General features: G+C 61.7%; 17 protein-coding genes. 10 read left to right on the top strand and 7 right to left on the bottom strand.

Annotated features, from left to right (window positions below; genetic code table 11):
- Positions 1 to 87 precede the first annotated feature (87 nt).
- The 4 genes from ACQK2L_RS07380 (at position 88) to ACQK2L_RS07365 (ending at position 3987) form a co-directional block, all read left to right on the top strand.
- The gene (locus tag ACQK2L_RS07380) at positions 88 to 891 is read left to right on the top strand and encodes a Nif3-like dinuclear metal center hexameric protein (protein WP_425396295.1); all 804 of its coding nucleotides are present in this window, start codon (positions 88 to 90) and stop codon (positions 889 to 891) included.
- Between the two features lie 196 nt (positions 892 to 1087).
- The gene (locus tag ACQK2L_RS07375) at positions 1088 to 1873 is read left to right on the top strand and encodes a glycosyltransferase family 2 protein (RefSeq protein WP_425396294.1); all 786 of its coding nucleotides are present in this window, start codon (positions 1088 to 1090) and stop codon (positions 1871 to 1873) included.
- Positions 1867 to 3453 carry a hypothetical protein gene (locus tag ACQK2L_RS07370; protein WP_425396293.1) on the top strand — a complete coding sequence of 529 codons (1587 nt, stop codon included), beginning with the start codon at positions 1867 to 1869 and terminating at the stop codon, positions 3451 to 3453. Before ACQK2L_RS07375 ends, ACQK2L_RS07370 begins: the two co-directional genes overlap by 7 nt.
- A gap of 54 nt (positions 3454 to 3507) precedes the next feature.
- On the top strand, positions 3508 to 3987 hold the full coding sequence (locus ACQK2L_RS07365; protein WP_425396292.1) for an MgtC/SapB family protein: 480 nt from the start codon (positions 3508 to 3510) through the stop codon (positions 3985 to 3987).
- 43 nt (positions 3988 to 4030) lie between these two features.
- On the opposite strand, the gene ACQK2L_RS07360 is transcribed toward ACQK2L_RS07365, so the two are convergent.
- Positions 4031 to 4924, bottom strand: a complete 894-nt coding sequence (locus ACQK2L_RS07360) for a class I SAM-dependent methyltransferase (RefSeq protein WP_425396291.1) — start codon at positions 4922 to 4924, stop codon at positions 4031 to 4033.
- Between the two features lie 117 nt (positions 4925 to 5041).
- Positions 5042 to 5722, bottom strand: a complete 681-nt coding sequence (locus tag ACQK2L_RS07355; protein WP_425396290.1) for an SGNH/GDSL hydrolase family protein — start codon at positions 5720 to 5722, stop codon at positions 5042 to 5044.
- Between the two features lie 107 nt (positions 5723 to 5829).
- Here ACQK2L_RS07355 and uvrA point away from each other — a divergent pair, with 107 nt between their 5' ends.
- From uvrA to ACQK2L_RS07325, 6 genes are all read left to right on the top strand, one after another.
- On the top strand, positions 5830 to 12783 hold the full coding sequence (uvrA, locus tag ACQK2L_RS07350; protein ID WP_425396289.1) for an excinuclease ABC subunit UvrA: 6954 nt from the start codon (positions 5830 to 5832) through the stop codon (positions 12781 to 12783).
- Between the two features lie 65 nt (positions 12784 to 12848).
- Positions 12849 to 13877, top strand: a complete 1029-nt coding sequence (gene mtnA / locus ACQK2L_RS07345) for an S-methyl-5-thioribose-1-phosphate isomerase (RefSeq protein WP_425396288.1) — start codon at positions 12849 to 12851, stop codon at positions 13875 to 13877.
- 91 nt (positions 13878 to 13968) lie between these two features.
- On the top strand, positions 13969 to 14193 hold the full coding sequence (locus ACQK2L_RS07340) for a PLD nuclease N-terminal domain-containing protein (RefSeq protein WP_425396287.1): 225 nt from the start codon (positions 13969 to 13971) through the stop codon (positions 14191 to 14193).
- Positions 14194 to 14272: 79 nt separating this feature from the next.
- A complete protein-coding gene (locus ACQK2L_RS07335; protein ID WP_425396286.1) occupies positions 14273 to 15955 on the top strand; it encodes an alpha-keto acid decarboxylase family protein in 1683 nt (560 codons plus the stop codon).
- Between the two features lie 27 nt (positions 15956 to 15982).
- A complete protein-coding gene (locus ACQK2L_RS07330; protein WP_425396285.1) occupies positions 15983 to 16714 on the top strand; it encodes a hypothetical protein in 732 nt (243 codons plus the stop codon).
- Between the two features lie 355 nt (positions 16715 to 17069).
- Complete coding sequence (locus ACQK2L_RS07325; protein WP_425396284.1) at positions 17070 to 17546, top strand: CBS domain-containing protein; 477 nt, start codon at positions 17070 to 17072, stop codon at positions 17544 to 17546.
- A gap of 77 nt (positions 17547 to 17623) precedes the next feature.
- On the opposite strand, the gene ACQK2L_RS07320 is transcribed toward ACQK2L_RS07325, so the two are convergent.
- From ACQK2L_RS07320 to ACQK2L_RS07300, 5 genes are all read right to left on the bottom strand, one after another.
- On the bottom strand, positions 17624 to 18859 hold the full coding sequence (locus ACQK2L_RS07320; RefSeq protein ID WP_425396283.1) for an AI-2E family transporter: 1236 nt from the start codon (positions 18857 to 18859) through the stop codon (positions 17624 to 17626).
- A gap of 188 nt (positions 18860 to 19047) precedes the next feature.
- On the bottom strand, positions 19048 to 19254 hold the full coding sequence (locus ACQK2L_RS07315) for a hypothetical protein (RefSeq protein WP_425396282.1): 207 nt from the start codon (positions 19252 to 19254) through the stop codon (positions 19048 to 19050).
- Positions 19255 to 19620: 366 nt separating this feature from the next.
- Positions 19621 to 20574, bottom strand: coding sequence for a hypothetical protein (locus ACQK2L_RS07310; protein ID WP_425396281.1), 954 nt, complete (start codon positions 20572 to 20574; stop codon positions 19621 to 19623).
- 161 nt (positions 20575 to 20735) lie between these two features.
- Positions 20736 to 21050: a (2Fe-2S)-binding protein gene (locus ACQK2L_RS07305; protein WP_425396280.1), complete on the bottom strand. Its 315-nt coding sequence runs from the start codon at positions 21048 to 21050 to the stop codon at positions 20736 to 20738.
- Entirely contained in the window at positions 21047 to 21457 is a 411-nt protein-coding gene (locus tag ACQK2L_RS07300; protein WP_425396279.1) for a hypothetical protein, read from the bottom strand. Before ACQK2L_RS07300 ends, ACQK2L_RS07305 begins: the two co-directional genes overlap by 4 nt.
- Between the last annotated feature and the right edge of the window lie 58 nt (positions 21458 to 21515).

Genomic DNA, 21515 nt, shown 5'->3' with positions numbered 1-21515 from the left:
ACGAATGGGCTCCGAGTGTTACAAATCGGCGCGTCACTGCTTATGATACCAGACTAACGCCCCGCGAGATTCAGGAGATCTGAGAAAATGCCAACCATTGCCGACGTGGTCGCGCTGCTCGAACAATTCGCCCCTACCAACCTGGCCGAAGATTGGGACAACGTCGGCCTGGTGGTGGGCGACGGGGCTCGTGAAGTCCAGCGCGTGATAACCTGCTTGACGCTTACCGAAGACGTGGCCGACGAAGCGATTGCCGAACAAGCTCAACTGGTAGTGACGCACCACCCGCTCCCCTTCCGCCCGGTCAAGCAACTCACCACCGCCACTCCCGAAGGTCGCGTGCTCTGGAAATTGATCGGCGCAGGCATCTCAATCTACAGTCCTCACACCGCGCTTGATTCGGCGGCCGAGGGAATCAACCACCAACTGGCCGATGGGCTGCAACTGGTGGAAGTCGAACCATTGGTTCCAGCCGATCCCACTGAAGCCAGCCCGACACTTGGCTCGGGCCGCTGTGGTGCGGTGCTCGAACCTACCAACCTGGCGCGGCTGGCCGCTAACACCACCAAGCTGCTCGGCATCGATCACGTTCGCGTGGTGGGCGACGACCAGCAGCCGGTCGCCCGCGTGGCCGTGGCTTGCGGCAGTGGCGGTTCGTTCCTCGACGCGGCCATCGACGTGGGGGCCGATGCGTTAGTGACTGGCGAGGCCACCTTCCACACTTTGCTGGCCGCCCGCGCTGCCGGCGTGGCGATGGTGCTCACAGGACACTACGCCAGCGAGCGTTTCGCGCTGGAGAAGCTTGCCACCTGGTTGGCTGAGCAGCCGCTAAGTGTCACTGCGTGGGCGAGCCGCCAAGAAAGCGATCCGCTGCGGCTAATCGTGCCGTAAAACGCTCCAAACGGGTGGCTGTTTTGCTGCGGGTTTGCCCTCCGGTTGCCGGCGTCTACAATAGGGAGTCGTGCGCGTCGTGCGGCTAGCCGATGCGACCCCCTCGACCCTGGGCAGGGCTGGCCTGGGCCCCTTGGAAGGGATTTCGCGACCCACCCACCGCGTCCTTCCTTCTTGCGCGAAAGCGAAAACGATCATGTCCGAACCACTTCGCTTCTTGACCGCCTTGCCTGTGTACAACGAAGCCCAACACGTCGCCAGTGTGCTCGACGAAGTGGTGCTGTACGCCGACGACGTGCTGGTGGTCGACGACGGCTCGACCGACGGCACCCGCGATCTACTCTCCGCTCGCGGCGATGTGCGCGTAGTGCATCACGAGGAGAACCGCGGCTACGGAGCCGCCCTGAAGACCGCGTTCGATTACGCAGTGACCCACGGCTACGACGTGCTAGTCACCATCGATTGCGACGGGCAGCACGAGCCGCAGCGCATTCGCCACCTGGCCGAGGCCTGCGCTGCCGAAGTCGACATCGTCTCTGGCAGTCGCTACCTCGACGTAGAAGAGAAATCGTCCGAAGCCGCCCCAGTCGATCGCCGGCTGATCAACCAGACAATCACTCACGAATTGAACGAGTGCCTCGGCCTGTCGCTCACCGACGCCTTCTGCGGCTTCAAGGCGTACCGTGTGAATGCCCTCGAGCAACTCGATCCAACCGAGCCCGGCTACGCGATGCCGCTGGAACTTTGGGTGCAGGCGGCGTACCGCGGTCTGCGGATTGTGGAGATCGCTGTGCCGCTGATCTACCTGGATGAAAAGCGCAGCTTCGGCGGCTCGCTCGACGACGCCAAAAAGCGGCTGGCCCACTATCGCGAGGTGATCCATCGGGCGATTGTCCGCTTGCGCAACTCGGGCGAGACGCCCCACTTCGACTTCGGCCCGTGTGGCTGCTCCCAGTACGTTGCGGACTACGAGCAATGCTGAGGGAGGCGACGTCGCACTATCGGCAATATCGCGTTCCGCGCGAGGACAACACGTTGCTGGTCGAACCGGCAACCCGCGAGCTGCGCATCGCCCCGCCCTGCCCTGGCCTCGAGATCGACTTGGGCGACAAGTCGCTCAGTGAGTTACGCTCCGAGGCGCGGCACGAACTGCTCACCGCCGCGACCGACTACACTTCCAGCTACCGCAACGTCGCTCTGCCAACCAGCCCGGACGCACCGCTGCTCCTCACCGGGCATCAGGCCGAGTTGTTCCACCCTGGCGTGTGGTTCAAGAACTTCGTACTCAGCCGCCTGGCCGAACAGCATGGAGTTGGCATCCATTTGGTGATCGACAGCGACACGTTGCACTCCCCCAGCGTTCGCGTGCCGACCGGCACGGTTGGCGCGCCGCGAATCGAAGCGGTGCGTCTCGACTCGATGGCCACCAAGCTACCCATCGAAGAGCTACAGATCGCCGACCACGAACTGTTTGCCTCGTTCGGCGAGCGCGCCTCGCAGACTATCGAGCCGCTCCTACCCAATCCGCTGGTCCGCGATTGGTGGCCAACCGTCGTCGAAGCGAGCCGACGCACCGCTGGCAAGCTGGGTCTGGCCATCGCCCAGGCGCGGCATGAACTCGAAGCGGCTTGGGGTTCCGCCTCGCTCGAAGTGCCGATCAGCCATTGCTGCGAGTTGCCTTCGTTCCAACGGTTCGCGGCCGCGCTGCTGCTCGATGCCCCGCAGTTGCACCAATCGTACAACGAGTCGCTCGCCGAATACCGCCGCGCACACCGCCTGCGCAACGACGCCCAACCGATGCCCGACCTCGCGACCGACGACGGTTGGATGGAGATGCCGCTGTGGATCTGGACGGCGAAGAACCCCGAACGGCGAGCGTTGTTCGCGCAGCACTCCGGAGATCGCTTGAAACTCTCGGATCGCGATCGATGGTCGACCGAGCTGGTTGGAAGTTCACACAACAAGCTGACCGAGCAGCTGGCCGACCTCGCCACGCGCGGCGTGAAGCTCCGCACGCGAGCGCTAACCACAACGCTGTTTGCCCGTACGGTGCTTGGCGACTTGTTCCTGCACGGCATCGGCGGCGCAAAGTACGACGAGGTGACCGACGACCTCGCCCGCCGCCTGTGGGGCTGCCCTCCGCCGCCATATCTGACCCTCTCGGCCACGCTGCAACTGCCGATTGAGCATCGTCACGTCGGCCAGGAGCAGATTCACCAAGTGCAACAGCGACTTCGCGATTGTGAGTGGCATCCCGAGCGGATGTTGCCCAGCGAGGTTTCCACGGAAGTAGAAGAAGCACTCCGTTTCAAGCGGCAGTGGATTGCAACCGCAAAGACGCAAGTCAACGCCGGCGAGCGTCACCGTGCGATTGAAGCGGCTAACCAATTGTTGCGTGCAGCGATCGCGTCGCGGACCCGAGAACTGGAATCGGAACTCGCGAATCTCACCAGCGCCGCGCGTGCGACTGCGATACTCGAATCGCGCGAGTACGCGTTCTGCTTGTATCCCGAGCAGGATTTGCGTGCTCGAATGGAGCACTTGGTCCAAAAAGCTGTTTGACCGCTAGTGCACGTCGTCTCCTCCGCGTTAAAATAATCGCGGCAGGCATTTCTAATGGAATTCGACACAGCACTCCTCGGCGACAACCTGGTGCGGCTCACGATTGCCGCGCTGGCCGGAGGTGTGCTTGGTTTCGAGCGTGAGCTTTCTGGACAATGGGCCGGCTTGCGAACGCACATGGTGGTGTCGGTCGGCGCTGCGGTGTTCGCGCTCTTGGCCGATCACATTGCCGGGAGCGATCCCAACGCAGCGGCTCGAGTCGTGCAAGGCGTGGCAGCCGGCATTGGCTTCTTGGGCGCCGGGACGATCCTTAAGCTAAGCGACCGCGGCAAGATCAAAGGCCTCACCACCGCCAGCAGCATCTGGCTGGCCGCCGGGCTGGGCTGCGTGGCTGGCTTTGGACGCTACGAGTTGATGATCGCCGCGATGATCGTCGCCATCATCATTCTGGCAGTGCTCAAACCGCTCGACAAACACCTGGGAAAAACGCACGAGTGCGACGTCGAACGCGAGTATCGCGAGCACCCGCCGTAACGACTCGTTCAGGGTCACTTCACGACGAGACGTAGCTCGTCGGCTACTGTGTAACTGAGCGGTTGTTCGGCCAGCGCGCGTAGACACCGCTTTCCAACTGCCGATTCGTTTCAGTTGCGAGCTGCAACCGTCCGCTCTTGGGCGGCTGGCCACAATGCCCGAACAGCCCGTCCGACAGATAGGCGGCAAGTTCCGCGGGGCCAACGCTCGGGGTGTGGCAGGTGGCTACGACGAACTGCTGCGCGTCTTGCGTCAACTCTCGGCACATCTCTAGCAGCTTCGGCAAATCGCGGACCAGGCGCCACTCTTCGCTCTTGGGTCCGTGGCCGTAGGTCGGTGGGTCGAGCACGATGCCATGATACTGGCTGCCGCGTTTTAACTCGCGGCGGCAGTACTTCAGTACGTCTTCCACGATCCACCGAATCGGCGCGCCCACGAGGCCCGATTTCTCTGCGTTCTCTCGCGCGAGCATCACCGCGGGTTTCGAGGCGTCGACGTGCGTCACTTCGGCGCCAGCGGCTGCGGCTGCCAGCGTGCTCGCGCCAGTGTAGCCGAACAGGTTCAGCACGCGACAAGTCTCACCAGTGCGGGCAACGCGCTCGGCGATCCACTGCCAGTTATCGAGTTGCTCGGGGAAGATGCCGACCTGACCGGTGGGCAGCGTGTCGATGGTGATTTGGAAAGAGCGGTTGTTGGGGAGTGGAACCTCGATCGATCGCGGAGGGCGTGGAGCGCCGGCTGTGGATTTTCTCCAGCGGCCCTCGCCCATTTTGTCACCAAGGAACTTGGCGGTGGCTGCCCGCCAGGTGGCTGCGTCGAGCGAACGCTTGCCGCTGGCTTGGGGCGAGGGGCGATCGAACACCAACTCGCCAAACCGCTCGAGCTTCCGCCCGTCGCCGAAGTCCAGGAGTTCGTAGTCGGGCCAGGGTTGGGACATAAGATCTGACAGTGTTTGGCTGCGTTCTGGGTGGCTGTGGTCGAGTGCAACGAGCCCACAGATCCTACCACTGTGGGCGAGCTCAACTCGACCACAGCCACCCTTCACCTTCTCCACTTACTCTTCTTCCTTAGGTTTGATGATCGGCCGCACGAGCGACGACCACAGCTCGTAGCCTTCGTCGGTGAGATGCAATCCGTCGTCGCGGAGTAGCTCTTCGCGAGGCTTTCCGTCCTCGCCCAGCATGGGTTTCCAAATGTCAACAAAGGTCAATTGCTCGTCGTCCGCACATCGCTTGGCGATGCGGTGGTTGGCGTCTTTCATCGTGTCGGCCAGGTTCCACCGCTTGGTGCTCGGCTTGATGGCGATGTAGGCGATCTTTGCTTCGGGCAGCTTGCTCTGGATTTTCTCAACCAGCTTGGCGAAGTCCTTCTCCACCCGCTCGGCACTTTTGCCGCCGGCGATGTCGTTGTCGCCGGCGTAGATCACCACCACGCGGGGTTTGTGTTTGGTCACCAGATGTTCGGCATTCCGAATCGAGTCGGAGAGTTCCGAGCCGCCAAACCCGCGGTTGAGCGCGGCCGGATCGAGATCGGGGAAGTTCTTCTCGAGGTCCCACAGCCGGATACTCGAGCTGCCAACAAAAACCACTCCGCCCGGCGCGGTCGGGTGTTCGGCGTCCTGCTTGGCGAACTTCTCCATATCTTTGGCCCAGCGGCCGGTGAACTCGCGCTGGGCGATGGCCGGAGCCGCGAGTGCCAGCAAAACCAAAACCAGTGGGAAAAGCCTTGTTCTCATTGTGTTTCTCCGAAATTGCGAATCTTCCCGCCTGTGTGCAGGTTTCGTATAATGCTTGGTTCGCGCCCACTCCCGCCAAGATGCCCGCCAGCCGCAAGGACGCCGTGATGCCAGCTTCTGATATCGTCATCAAAGGAGCCCGCGAACACAACCTCCGCGATGTCGATGTACGCCTACCGCGAAACAAGCTGATCTGCTTGACCGGCGTGTCGGGCTCGGGGAAAAGTTCGCTGGCGTTCGACACGCTCTACGCCGAAGGCCAGCGGCGGTACGTCGAGAGCCTCTCGACCTTCGCCCGCCAGTTCCTGGGCCAGATGCCCAAGCCGGACGTCGACCATCTGAGCGGACTGTCGCCTTCGATTTCGATTTCGCAGAAGTCCTCGGGTAACAACCCTCGCTCCACGGTCGGCACGATCACCGAAATCTACGACTTCCTGCGGGTGCTGTACGCCCGCGTGGGTCAGGGGCACTGCCCGAAGTGCGACCAGCCGATCACCGCGCAAACCCGCGAGCAGATCATCGGCCAGATTCTGACGCTGCCGGACAAGACGAAGTTCGCGGTGCTCGCACCGGTCGTGCGACAGCAGAAAGGCGAGTTCCGCGACCTGCTCGAGGACCTGCAGAAGCAGGGCTACGTCCGTGCGCGGGTGGATGGCAACGTGGTGCAACTCTCCGAAGACCAATCGCTCGATCGCCAGATGCGGCATAACATCGAAGTGGTCGTCGACCGATTGGTGGCCGGACCAAACGTCCGCGGGCGGTTGGGCGAAGCGGTCGACGCCGCGCTGCGACTGGCCGGCGGTAACATCATTGTTTCGGTCGAACAGGATGAAGAAGCTCCCAAGGCCAAGAGCACCAAGCGACGCCGCGTGGGACTGCGCGATGGCGACATCGCCCTGTCGAGCCACTTCGCCTGCACTAAGTGCGGGTTGAGCTTCGACCAACCGACACCGCAACTGTTTAGCTTCAACAGCCCGCAAGGTATGTGCCTGGAGTGCGACGGGTTGGGCGAGTACTACAGCTTCGCGCCGGAGCTGCTGGTGCCCGACCCTTCGAAGTCGTTCGCCCAAGGCGCCATCGAACTGGTCGGCAAGTGGAAAGACCTCGGCCGGTGGAAGCGGCACATCTACAAAGGCGTGGCCGACACCATCGAGCGGAAGTGGGAACTCGAAGAAGGCACGCTGCTGGAAACCGCCTGGAGCGACCTGTCCGATGAACTGCGCGACGTGTGGCTGTGGGGCACCGGCGACGAGCACATCACCTACACTTGGCGAGCCGGCAAGAGCAGCCAGAAGTACGGCGGCGAGTTCGAAGGCATCGTGGCGGATCTGTTGGACAAGTACCGCAACAGCAAGAGCGCCACGCAGATCAAGAAACTCGAAAACTACATGCGGGTGCTCGACTGCGCCGATTGCCGCGGCGCGCGGCTCAATCCGCAAGCCCGCTCGGTCCGGCTGACCACTACCGCTCCGCGGTTCACCGATCGCCCGAGCCTATCGCTGCCCGAAGTGTGCGATCTTCCCGTTAGCGACGCAGCCGAGTTCTTCATCGATCTGGAACTCGCCGGCGCGCAGGCGATGATCGCCACCGAGGTGCTCAAAGAGGTCCGCGGTCGGCTCGGCTTCCTGACCAACGTGGGGCTCGAGTACTTGTCGCTCAACCGCACCGCACCCACGCTGTCGGGCGGCGAGTCACAGCGTATCCGGCTGGCTGGTCAGATTGGTTGTGGGTTGGTCGGCGTGCTGTACATCCTCGACGAGCCTTCGATCGGCCTCCACCCGCGCGACAACGATCGGCTGCTCGACACGATGCAGACGCTGCGCGACATGGGCAACACGGTGGTGGTCGTGGAGCACGACGAGGACACCATGCGGGCGGCCGACCATCTGGTCGACTTCGGCCCAGGCCCCGGCGTGAAAGGTGGATACGTCGTAGCGACCGGCACCGCCGACGAGATTGCGAAGAAGAAAGACAGCGTCACGGGGGCGTTTCTAGCGGGGAAACGAAGCATCGAGGTACCGGAGTCGCGGAGAACCTCGCCTCAGTCCCTCAACGGTGATGGTGAAGCGCCCCCAACGCTGCGCATCGTCAACGCGCGGCACAACAACCTCAAGGGTGTCGACTTCGAGGTGCCGCTGGGCAAGTTTGTCTGCGTCACTGGTGTGAGCGGTTCGGGCAAGAGTTCGCTGGTGTCCGACATTCTGATGGAAGCGCTCAGGCGCGACCTGATGAACGGCAAAGGCGAGCCTGGCGCGCACGACACAATCGAGGGACTCGACAATCTCGACAAGGTGATCTCGATCGACCAGTCGCCCATCGGTCGCACACCGCGCTCGAACCCGGCCACCTACATCAAGGTGTTCGACGAGATTCGCAAACTCTACGCGGGCCTACCCGAAGCAAAACGACGTGGCTTCAAGCCGGGACGATTCAGCTTCAACGTAGCCGGCGGGCGGTGCGATGCCTGCGACGGCAACGGCGCCAACAAACTCGAAATGGACTTCCTGGCCGACATCTGGGTGACTTGTCCCGTATGCGAAGGCCACCGCTTCAATCGTGAGACGCTCTCGGTGCTGTTCAAAGGCAAGAGCATCTCGGACGTGTTGGAAATGGACATCCAACAAGCGCTTGAGCACTTCGAGGCGATCCCGCCGATCGCCGACAAGCTGCAAACCTTGCATGCGGTGGGTCTCGACTACCTGAAGCTGGGGCAACCATCGCCCACGCTCTCCGGTGGGGAAGCGCAGCGGGTGAAGCTCGCCCGCGAGCTAGTGAAGAAGTCGACCGGCAAGACGCTCTACGTGCTCGACGAACCGACCACGGGACTGCACTTCGCCGATATTGAGTTGCTTCTGAAAGTGCTGCACGACTTCGTCGACGCCGGCAATACGGTGCTGGTCGTGGAGCACAACCTCGACGTGATCAAGACCGCCGACTGGCTGATCGACATCGGCCCCGAGGGGGGACGCGACGGCGGAAGGGTCGTGGTTGCGGGCACGCCCGAAGAAGTGGCCGACTACGCACGGGGGAAGAAGCAAAAGAAGGACACGCTCCGCTCGCACACCGGTGAGGCGCTCATTCCGATTCTCGATGGCACGCACGCAGCCAATGGCAGCGCGCGGAAGTCGACCAAGCGGGCGGCGAAGGAAACCAAACACATCGAAGTCCGCGGTGCTCAGCAGCACAATCTCCGCGGCGTGGACGTGAAGATCGCCCGCGAACAGTTTACCGTTTGCTGCGGGCCGAGTGGTTCGGGCAAGACTTCGCTGGCCATGGACACGATCTACGCCGAAGGACAGCGGCGGTACGTCGAGAGCCTCAGTAGCTACGCTCGGCAGTTCGTCGGCCAAATGCAGAAGCCGGCGCTCGAGCACATCGAGGGCCTTTCACCAGCGATCGCTATCGAACAACGCAGCACCGGCCACACGCCGCGCTCGACGGTCGGTACGGTGACCGAAATCTACGACTACTTCCGCGTGCTGCTCGCACGGCTGGGGCAGCCTTACTGCCCCGACTGCGAAGTGCCGGTCGGCACGCAGACGGTGGACGATATTGTCGACAAGATCATCGCCGAGCCCGAAGGCACGCGGTTGTATTTGCTCGCGCCGGTCGACATCGAAGTGGGCGAGCAGTACGACAAGCTGTGGAAATCGCTCACCGACCAGGGCTACCTCCGCGTGCGGATCGACGGCAAGACGCATTCGCTGGACGACATCCCCGCGATGACCCGTCGCCGCAAGCACGAAGTGGAAGTGGTGATCGACCGCATCAGCATCAAGCGCGAAGGCCGCGCCCGACTGGCCGAAAGCGTCGAGAGCGCCTTGGCCGTGGGTAAAGGTGTGCTTCGCGTCGCCTACGCCGACGAGAACGTCCCCGAGCCTCGTTGGCAGACCAAGACGCACAGCCAACACCTGGCGTGCGAGTCGTGCGGGCGAAGCTTCACGCGGCTCACACCGCACAATTTTTCGTTCAACAGCTCGCTCGGTTGGTGCGGCGCTTGCGAAGGTCTCGGCACGCAAGTCGGCGCGAATCCCGCGGCGCTGCTGCGCGACGACGAGTTGACACTCGCCAAAGGCGCCGTGTTGCTGTGGCCCGACCTCAAGACTCCGCTCGCCCAAGCGATGCTCCAAGCGCTGCATCAGCATACCGGCGTGCCGCTCGATGTGCCGTACAACAAGCTGTCGGCCAAGCACCGCCGCGTGCTGCTGTACGGCACGCAGGAAGAGTGGATCGAAGTGCCCGGAGCCAAGAAAGGTCAGTCGCTGCTGAAGTTCCAATTCAAAGGCTTGTATCCCGCGCTTGAGGAAGCGTCGAAGCTTTCGGTGCGGCTGCGCACAGCGCTCGAGCACTTGGTGGGCGAGATCGAATGCAGCGAGTGCTGCGGTAGCCGGCTGCGGGACGACGCCTCGGCGGTGCAGTTCCGCAAGCAGACGATCGAAGAGATCTGCCGCACGCCGCTCGGCGAGTTGGTCGATCAGGTGAAGAAGTGGAAGCTCACCGCGCGCGAGAAGAAAGTGGCGGGCGAGCTGATCAAAGAAATCACCAACCGGCTGACGTTCCTCGTGGACGTCGGGCTCGACTATTTGACGCTCGGCCGCAGCGCGCCAACGCTCTCCGGCGGCGAGTCGCAACGCATCCGCCTGGCCAGCCAGGTCGGCAGCGGATTGGTCGGCGTGTTGTACGTGCTCGACGAACCGACCATCGGCCTGCACCCCAGAGACAACACTCGGCTGATTGCCGCGTTGCACAAGCTGCGCGACTTGGGCAACACGCTGCTGGTGGTGGAGCACGATCGCGAAGTGGTCGAAAGCGCCGACGCTCTGCTCGACTTCGGCCCCGCGGCCGGGCGGTTGGGGGGCGAGATCGTCGCCCGCGGAACACCCGCGCAAGTCGCCAAGCGCCGCGCGAGCGTCACTGGCCCCTACCTCAGCGGCAAGAAGAACCTGCCAGTGCCGAGCAATCGCCGGATTGGCAAAGACGACAAGAAGCTCACGTCTTTCCTGCGAGTCGCGGGTGCCCGACACAACAACTTGAAAAACATCACGGTCGACATCCCGCTGGGCACGCTCACCGCGGTGACTGGCGTGTCAGGCAGCGGCAAGAGTTCGCTGGTCGAGGACGTGCTGTACAACACGCTTGCGCGGTCGCTCCATCGAGCGAGCACCGTGCCGGGTGCGCACGACGACATCCAGGGCGTCGAGCAGATCAACAAGGTGATCCGCGTCGATCAGCAGCCGCTCGGCAACACGCCGACCTCGAACCCGGCCACCTACACTGGCGTATTTGACCTGATTCGCCAGTTGTTCGCGCAGCTGCCTGCCTCGAAGCTTCGCGGCTACACCGCGCGGCAGTTCAGCTTCAACGTGGCGGGCGGTCGGTGCGACGATTGCGAAGGTGCCGGCGAGTACTGCGTCGAGATGCACTTCCTGCCCGACGTGTGGATCACCTGCGAGACGTGCAACGGCAAACGATACAACCCTGATACGCTGTCGGTGAAGTACCGCGGCATGACCATCGCCGACGTACTGTCGATGAGTTGCCGCGAGGCGCTCGCGTTGTTCGAAAACATCCCCAAGATTCGCCGCGTGCTGCAAACGCTGTGCGACGTCGGGCTCGACTACGTGACACTCGGCCAAAGCGCGCCGACGCTCTCGGGCGGCGAAGCACAGCGCGTCAAACTGGCGGCCGAACTCGCCCGTCCTGATACCGGACAGACGCTCTACCTATTGGACGAGCCGACCACCGGTCTGCACTTCGACGACTTAGCCAAGCTGCTCGACGTGCTGCACCGCTTGGTCGACCTGGGTAATACGGTGCTGGTGATCGAACACAACCTCGACGTGATCAAGACGGCCGACTGGATCATCGACATTGGTCCCGAAGCGGGACGCGACGGTGGGCAAGTCGTCGGGTGTGGCACGCCGGAGAAGTTGGTCGAGCAATTCGTCACGGCGAGCGGCAACAAGAAAAAGAAGGCTAAGACCGTCTCGCACACGGCCATTGCCCTCGCGCCGGTGTTGGAGGAAGGACCTTACGAAGAGCGGAAGATTCATGATCCGTTCGCCGCCGATGCCGAGAAGGAAGGCGACGTCGATTTGGACCGCGTGGGCGAAGACACGAAGATGCCGTGGGAAGTCGACGGCCGGCACTGGCACACCGTGGAGCGCGTCGCCCGCGACGGCGACGCCTGCCACTGGGACGGCGAAGTGCTGGAACAGATCGAACGTCGGATTCACGAGTTGGGCGACTTCGCGCCGACGAACTGGAACCACCGCTCGGTGGTCGAGATCACCGGCCACACCAAGAGCGATGGCTGGTTCTTCCATGCGATTACCGGCGAGAAGTGGCTGGTGAAGCTCAAGTTCCGCACCGCCAAACGGACCTTCGATCGCGATAAACTGCTGGCCGACCTGCGATTGCCTTCGCTCAACGACATGGACGACGTCGAAGCCTACGGCAGCGGCCCTCGCGTGAAGTGCAAGAACCTGACCGGGCCCTGGCAGGAAGTGCAAATCAACGCCCACTCGCTCGACGAAATCGACAAGCCCGAATTTTGGCGTTTCTTGGAACGGGCCATTGAGGGCTTCCAACAATTCGCCGAGCGGAAAGAGAAGAATCCCGACAACCTAATGCCGTGGAAGGTGCTCGGCCAGAAGTGGCACACCACCCGCAAGGGCTTCTCCCCCGGCAAGAAGGTCGCGTGGCCGGTGGAGTTGCTCGAAGAACTGTTCGAGATGCTGGACGCGGTCGTGCCCAAGGGGCAATTCCTGTGGAACAACAAAGTGCTGGTGCACCTGATGGCACCGGGCAATAGCGACCCGTGGGCCACGGTGGTCACGAAGCGCGCCGAGAACGTGGAACTGGTGCTCAACGGTCCCAAGGGAGCCTTCCAATTGGGCCGCGTCACCGACTTGGCCGCCGAGCAAGTGCTCGATAACGACTCGGACAGTCGCGACCGCGTCCGACTGTACTTCACGTCGATGGAAGACTTCGAGCGCGGCGATTTGGAAGGGTTCCTCCGCGAGCACTTGGACGCAGTGCAGAGCGCGGCAGTCAGTTAGCATTCACTTATCGCACTAGCCGGCGAGCTACGCCTCGTTGGACCGATGCACAGAACAGAAGCCTCATGACCACTCCCACCATCGAATGGATTGGCGACACCGGTGGCCACTTACGGCTATTGGATCAAACGAAGCTCCCCACCGAAACCACGGTGCTCGATTGCGACTCGGTGGACGACGTGTGGTGGGCGATCAAGAAGCTCTCGGTCCGCGGCGCGCCGGCCATTGGTATTGCGGCCGCTTACGCGGTGGTTTTTGCGGCCGGCGACTCGCACGAAACCGTCGGACAGGCGTGTGACCATCTGGCGACCAGCCGCCCGACGGCGGTGAATCTGTTTTGGGCGCTTGATCGCATGCGGCGCGTCGCCGAAGGGGCCCGCGAGTCGGAACTCGCCGAACGCCTACTGGCCGAAGCCCGTGCGATTCACGCCGAGGACGCCGAGCAGTGCGCGGCTATGGGTCGTCACGGGGCGGACCTGCTGGAAAGCACCCTGCCCAAGGGAAGCGGCATCCTCACCCACTGCAACACCGGCGCGCTGGCGACCGGCGGCGACGGCACCGCGCTGGCCGTGTTGTTCGAGTTGCATCGCCGTGGCTTCGCGCCGCACGTCTACGCCGACGAAACGCGTCCGTTGTTGCAAGGCGGTCGGCTGACGATGTGGGAACTGATGGAGCGCGGCGTGAAGGCCACGCTCATTTGCGATTCGATGTCGGCCCAGGTGATGCGCGAAGGTCGAGTAGCGGCCGCCATCGTCGGCGCGGATCGCATCGCGGCCAACGGCGACGCGGCCAACAAAATCGGCACGTACGGTGTCGCCCTGCACTGCCGCGCGCATGGTTTGCCGTTCTACGTCGCCGCGCCCAGCACCACGTTCGACTTGTCGCTCGCCTCGGGCGATGCGATTCCCATCGAGCAGCGGGCTACCGAAGAGATCACCCATCCCGGCGGTGTAGCGTTCGCGCCCGATGGGGCGGAGGTCTACAATCCGGCGTTCGACGTCGCCCCGGCCGAACTGATCGCCGGCATCATCACCGAGCGCGGTGTTATCTCGCCAGTGAACGAGCAAACTGTCTCTGCGTTGATCGGCCAATAAATCGCTCGTGGTACCCAATATCTCCCCCCCAGCCGGCGAATACATAGTCGACTGGGTGTTCCGACAACTCTATACGGGGAGAAACAAAGCAATGGAAGTAGCAGGAGGTTTGGGTTGCATAGGTGTCCTTGTGCTGCTGTCGCTGGCAGGTGGGGTCTTTTGGTTGTGGATGCTGATTGAGTGTCTTACCAAAGAACCGTCCGAAGGCAACGACAAGCTGGTTTGGGGCTTGGTGATTTTCTTGGGCAGCTTTCCCGGCGCCTTGCTGTACTACTTCCTCCGCAGGAACGAGCGGATCGATAGGTTTGGCGAATAGCTTCGGCGCGTTACAATTCGGCTGGCTGGTCGGGGGGCCCGCCAGCCGTTTTTATGCGCTTTCATGAAGGATCGCCGCCATGCCGATGTCTGTCCCCTCCCACCACTCGAGTGAATCCACGCCGTCGATCGGCGAGTATCTGATCAAACGCCTGCAGGACTATGGCATTGGCGACGTGTTTGGCATCCCGGGCGACTACGTGCTGTCGTTCTACACGCTGCTGGAACAGAGCCCGATCAATGCCATCGGTTGCACGCGCGAAGACTGCGCCGGCTTTGCAGCCGACGCCTATGCCCGCGTGAAAGGCATGGGCGCGCTGTGCGTTACTTATTGCGTGGGTGGGTTGAGCGTCTGTAACTCCATCGCCGGCGCGTACGCCGAGAAGTCGCCCGTGGTGATGATCACCGGCTCGCCTGGCATGCGCGAGCGTGTACACAACCCGCTGCTGCACCACATGGTGCGCAACTTCCGCACGCAGTACGACGTGTTCGAGAAGCTCTGCATCGCCGGCGCCGAGTTGAACGATGCCAACGCGGCGTTTCGCGAGATCGATCGTGTGCTGGCCGCCTGCAAGCGATACAGCAGGCCGGTTTACTTGGAGATCCCGCGCGACATGGTGCACGTTCGCCCCGAAACGACACCGCCGTATGAACATACGACCGCCATCAGCGATCAGCGGGCACTTGCCGAAGCGGTGGAGGAAGCCGCGATGCGAATCGAAAACGCGCGGCAACCGGTGCTGCTGTTAGGCGTGGAGATTCATCGCTTTGGTCTGCAGGATCAGGTGCTCAAGCTGGCCGAGGCTGCCGGCATTCCGATGGCCGCCACGATGCTGGGCAAAGGCGTCGTCGGAGAGACGCACCCGCAGTACATGGGACTGTACGAAGGCGCGCTCGGCGAGCCGGAAGTCACGCGGTACGTGGAAGCGAGCGACTGCGTGGTGATGCTCGGCACGTTCATGACCGATATCAACCTGGGTATCTACACGGCCGAACTCGACATGAGCGACTGCATCTACGCCACGAGCGAGGAGCTGCGCATCCGCCACCACCATTACCACAACGTGCGCCTGGAGGATTTCCTGGCCGGCCTGGTGGCGCGCAAGCCGCAACCCAAGCAACCACTGCCTCCCGCGCCGACGGACTGGAATAAAGAGCCCTTTGTGCTGGCGGCCGATGAGAAGATCACCATCACGCGGATGATCGACCGCTTGGACGAACAGTTAGTCGACGACACGATCGTAATTGCCGACATCGGCGACTCGCTGTTTTCGTCCACCGAACTGACCACACGCGGCCGCACCGAGTTCATCAGTCCTGCCTACTACACGTCGATGGGCTTCGCCGTGCCAGCCACACTAGGCGCTTCGACCGCCGCGCCCAAGTCGCGCGTGGTGGCCATCGTGGGCGACGGTGCGTTCCAGATGACCGGCATGGAACTCTCGAACCTGGTCGCTCGCAAAGTACCCGCAATCGTCATCATCCTGAACAATCACGGCTACGGCACCGAACGATTGCTGCACCCCGGCGAGTATAAGTTCAACGATATCCACAATTGGAACTACCACGAACTGCCCAAAGTCTTAGGCGGCGGCACCGGTTACGAGATTCGCACCGAAGGCGACTTTGATAAAGCGTTGAATAGCGCGTGGGAAGACCTCACGGGCCCCAGCATCCTGCACGTGCATTTGAGCGAAACCGATTCGAGCCGCGCCCTGGATCGATTGGGTGAGAAGCTGCAGGAGGCGGTGGTGGGGAAGTAAGTGTTGCGTGTCCAAACAAGGATGAAGATGTCGACCACTTGCATCTATTGTGGCGAACCAGCAACTGGGCGGGATCACGTACCACCTGTATGTCTGTTTTCAAAGCCGAGACCTTCCAATTTGATTACGGTCCCAGCATGTGAACAGCACAATGGCAAGCAGTCTAAAGACGACGAGTTCTTTCGACTTCAGCTCTGTGCTCGAACCGAAGCTGGAAAAAGCCCCGGTATTCTCAAACACTACAAAGCCATCGAGCGTTCCTTTCGAAGACCTGAGGCAAGCGGACTTGTCGAAAAGTGGAATGAGCATACCAGAATCCGCTGGGACACATCTGCTGGAGGAATCCTACAGCCTCGTTATCAGATTAGACAGGACTTTCAGCGCCAGGCGATGGTCGCCGGCCGTATAGTACGAGGCTTGTATTATCACGAAGTTGGCGAGATGCTGCCACTTACAGTCAATGCGTTGGCAATTATGGACCTAGCCTTTGACGAGATACCAAGCCCGCAGCGAGAAACCCTGGACCAGATTAGAGCCGATTTGTTCGACGCCCCTCACAAAGTCGTTTCTGAAAACGAGTTTTCGTATCGCTGGATACCGGTCGACGAAAGAGAGTTCATGTCCGTTTGGCATCTCAGTTTCTTTGAAAGTATCTGGTGTCTTGGTGTGACCAATGGCCCAGATACGGAGTGGAACTTCGACATCGCTTCTGGCGAATCTCCGAAGAGATCGGATAGCCAGTCTAAGGGGACTTTGTGAACAATTTCACAATCCCCTCTGCGGATTGTAGCTTGCTATCACCATGTTTGCCCTGGATTTTTGGAGGGCGACTCCGTGAAAAAGTTCACAATCAATCCGCCGCTTTTTGTTCAGAATTCTTTTGGTGGCCGCTAGTGGCATCGTTATACTTTCGGTGGCCAGCGAGGCAACATTGATCCCCTTATCTTATCCCTTTGCACCGCTTCGCCTGCCCCACTCATCCCCTGCATAGTTGCGACGGAATCATCCTACCGGGAATCATCCCGCGGCCACGCGGTTGCTTGTCTGCGAACACTCGCTGTCAGCGGTTCGTAGAACAACAACTGGCAAATCCCTTATCCCTGGAGGTACAAGTATGACGATGGTTGCCGAAGACATCATGGTCACCAAGTTGGTGACGCTAAGCCCGCACGTCGACGTGCTCGACGCCGTTCGGCTCTTGCTCAAGAATCGAATTTCGGGGGCACCGGTAGTGGATGCCGACGGCAAGTACCTGGGCGTGTTCAGCGAGAAGTGCGCGATGCAGGTCATCCTCGACGCGGCTTACGACTCGCTGCCCACCAATCATGTGGGCGCGTTCATGGACACCCAGGCGCGAACCATTCGCCCCGACACCGACTTGCTGTCGATCGCTCAAGTGTTCCTGCTGACGAACTTCCGCCGCTTGGCGGTGGTGGACGAAGGCGGAACGCTCCTTGGCCAGATCAGCCGCCGCGACGTAATGGCGGCCGGCCTGAAGGTGATTGACGACAGCTATGTCGAGAAAACGACGGAGTCGTCACTGCTGTACTTGAGCGCCATTCACGAACGCAACTCCGCCCCGCTGGCGTAAACGACGCTAAGCACCGAAACACTCAAGCCCGGTCGCCCCGCAAGGCGGCCGGGCTTTTTCGTTTCGCTTCTCCCGATTCACGCCGTGGCCGCGGTCGTTTCGCGCTTGGCGAGAATTGTCAGGTTTCCTTCCAGCAGATCGGCTGCCGGGCGGGTGCTTTCGAGTTCGGCAAACACGATCTTCAGCGCCGAAGTGATCGGTACGGCTAAGAACGCGCCCACCAAACCCCAGATCATGTACCAGAACATCAGCGATAGCAGGATCGCAATCGGGTGTAGGCGGAACTGATCGCCCATGATCTTGGGTTCGAACACGTTGCCGCTGATAAACTGCACACTCGCAGCCAGCACGATGACAACGATGGCTTTGACAAGTCCCATGTCGGCCCCCGGCTGATCGGCCCACGTTGCTTCCACCAACACCCACACCAGCGGCACGGGCAACAAGCTGGAGATGATCGGCCCCAAGTTCGGAATGAAATTCAACAGGAACGCCAGCACGCCCAACACAAACGCCAGCGGCACGCCGAACAGCCACAACACCATTCCAAACACGAAGCCTGTGATCAGGGAGATCACCGTCTTGGCCACGATGTACTTGCGCACATGCGCGTCGACGTCGCGCCAGATGTTGTTCTCTGGCAACCGCACCTGACTACCACCGAGCAGCATGAAGAACAAGAAGATCATCACCAACAGGCCGCTGGAGAGTACCGTGAGCAGTTCATTCGCACCCAAGAGAATGACGCTGCTGAGCCGACTCGACAGGTAGTCGTTCAGCCGTTTGAGGCTGGCATGCTCGGAATCCGTCGGGGCGATGACATTCAAATCGCCGGATGCCGCCGACTCCGACTGCGCATCCAGTGGATTGCCAGGCTCGGTTGCCGGCGAATCCGTGGTGACCGGCGGAGGATCGACCTCAGTCTTCTCTTGCTTCGGCAAGTTCTCTCCATCAGGCAGCAAGGGTTCTGCGAGATCGCCGATGCGGTCCAGCATCAGATTAAACCCTTCGTTGTACTTGCCCTGCGCGCCAACCAGTTCTTGAACCGACACCGCGATCATCCACCACAGGACGATTGTCACCGCGATGGACATCAAGAAGGTTGCGAAGATGGCCATCGGCCGTGACGATTTGAGCCACTTCTGCACGGAGCTTAGCAGCGGCACCAGGCCACTGGCAATGAACAGCGCCAGCACGAACGGCATCAGCACCGGGCGCAGAAAGTAGAGAGCGACAGCCACTGCAATGAAAGTAAGAATCACCATTGCGGTGGTGCGGATGTGCGAGTCGCGTTCGAGCTTTGCGGTGTCCATGATGGGGTTATTCTAATCAACCACGCTCGATCTTGGCATCCGCGCAAAAAAGAACGCCAACCGGTCTTTGGGAGGGGGAATAGACCGGTCGGCGTCCGTCGTCGCGAGGCCCGCAGGCCGTGGGGCACCACACCCACTGCCGCATGAAGGGCCGCCGCTAATCAGATAACATTCTCCAAAGCACCGGGTTACTGGGCCATCGGCTCGGTGTACATTCCACCGCTATAGCCGCCGCAGCCGCAAGAGTCGCAAGCCGGTGGGCAACATGGCTGGCAGGCAGGCGCGCACTGCACAGCGGGCATCGCTACCGTTTGCGTATGCCGCCGGAAGCATCCGCAGCCGGTGGTGCTCGCCACGATGAACATGGCGGCACAAACCAAAAGCAATCTGTTCATTGTTCTGTTCCGTGTCGAGGTGGGGAGGGAATGGAAGGCTGGAGATGACTGCTCATCACCAGGCCCCAGCGAAGGCGAAAGTCCAAGGTGTCGTGCGTAGGTGAGGTGCCGTCGCCAGCGGCATTGAAACACTACACGCTAAAGTGCACGTGGCAAACGAATCCACCCTGCCAAGGAGCAAAATTCTCAGCACGCAATGCGCTTCGCTCGCGCAAATCGGCGATGTCCCCGTGGTGCACACACCTTCGCTTGTGGGACCAACCCTTCCAGCCCGCAGAGCTTCACACGCACCTGCACGACACGAACAAAGGCCCGGCGTGCTGGCCGCCGGGCCTTGTATTGTCGATTCGTTTGACGCTCACCACCCTACTTGGGTGGCGGGGCTGGTAGTTCTTCGGCCACATCGGCTTCCGGCTCAGCCAGCGTCGGTTGCTGCTCGAGCCAGTCGATCAACCCACGCATGGCAACACGCGTGCGTCCGAACGAAGGCAGACGCGTTATGGCTGCGAACTTGGGATCGCCGGCAATGCTGTCGTACCGACCGAGCGTCGCGGTGAGTTCTTCACGACCAGTCTCGGTGGTGTAGTACTCGGCCAGATCGACGTCCTCGCGATCGCTGCTTGGCAGGTCGAGGTAATCGAGCCACTGCCCTGCTGCCTCGGGACTCTTCTCGGCCAAGTTGTTCAAGTCGCGAACCAACGCTCCGTGAGCGGTATCCAATCGAGTTTGCGGATCGGCCGAGGAAGTGATCGGCGGGAAGCGAAGGTCGCCGCTTGCGCTAGCCTCTTCGGCCGGCACCCGGTACGCCTCGGTGGGCTGCGGCGGGGCGAGCGTTGGCTCTTCCGCCCCCGCTGGTGCAGGCGCCGCTGGCGAAGCGTTCGATGGCTGCGATGGTTGCGACGACGAACCCCACGTCTGCCAACGTCCGTTGGGTTGTTGCGGAGTGGTGCGCGCCGACTCGGCCGCGTTGGGCACCAGCACCGAACGCTCTTCTAGCAAAGCGCCGCCGATGCGCTCCTGCAATCTCAAACGCACGCCGGGAATGGAGACAGCCGGTGGCTGCACGGCGCGACCCTTGCGCAGGTCTTTGTAGTAGTTCTCCATCCGCTCGGCTTCGCGCGCCAGTCGCGGATTGCGATCTTCGTAGTAGTCTTCCAAGTCGTCGTAGTACTCCTCCATCGCCTTCAAGTCACGTTCGCGACCACGATCGCGCTCGCCCGAGCGATCGATCAGCCGACGACGTAACAACTGGGCATTGGCGTCGGCAATCATGACAAACGACAGAGCTAACAGCAGAGTGGTGCAACTGCGGCTTAGCATTTCAATCTCCTTCGATGTTCCTCCGGGGATGTATACCGAGGGACCATTTTAGCCCCGGCCGATGCAGTAGGGCAAACGGGGGCTGGCTTCGGGAATCTGAACCTCAATGTCCGAAAATCCGCACTTTCGGGCGGATTCGACACGGCACTGTGGGAGAACGCTCACTCGATCGGCGTGGCGCCGGCTGGAGGCGTCCCACCGCCGCGGCGGACGTACTCGGCCCGCTGCTGGGCGTAGTCGGCGGCCGCGGGCAGATCGGCCTCCTGGGAGCCCTCAGAGCGCGAGGCCTCGAACAGCTTCATCAGATAATTGCGACACCACCCACACCCCGTGCCCGCTCCGTGACAGTCCGAAAGCTGCGACGCAGACCGCGGCCGCTCGATCCGCAGGTAGTTCACCACCTTGCGCTTGGTGACGTGGAAACAGAGGCAAAGTTCGTCGTCGAGGTCCATGAGTGCAGCCTGACGAGTGCTCACTCCTTCGGCAAGTGCCCCACGCTCGATTGAAAGTACTTCTTCCGCCGGCCGGAGACTTCCTCTTTGTCGGCGGCCTCTTGCGCCGCGGAGAGATCGGCAATGCTGGCCGTGCAGACGCGGCAGCCAGCTACTTCGACGTGGAAGCGGATGTAGTCGCACTCGTCGTCGGTAAGGATGCCCATCAGGTAGTTGCCCAAGTCGCTTCGCGAAGGGCACGAAAGCCGATGCCGCCGCCAGATGCCGCCCAACGAATGCACACCCGCATCGCGGCGACCGGTCACGGCCTTGAGTTGCTCGCGCAGTGCGTCGCTCGTGCGAAGCTCGTCCTCGATAGCCGCCATATCGTCGGGTGGCAAGGCCTCGTCGAGGTAGGCTTCGAGTGTCGGGTTGGTGAAAGGGTCACTCATTGTTTATTAACCACGGAGGACACGGAGAGCACGGAGGAATCGCTACATTCTCGGTCGA

The sequence above is a fragment of the Aeoliella sp. genome, assembly GCF_965227375.1.
Taxonomy (GTDB): Bacteria; Planctomycetota; Planctomycetia; order Pirellulales; family Lacipirellulaceae; genus Aeoliella.
This window is presented reverse-complemented; position numbering and strand designations above follow the sequence as displayed.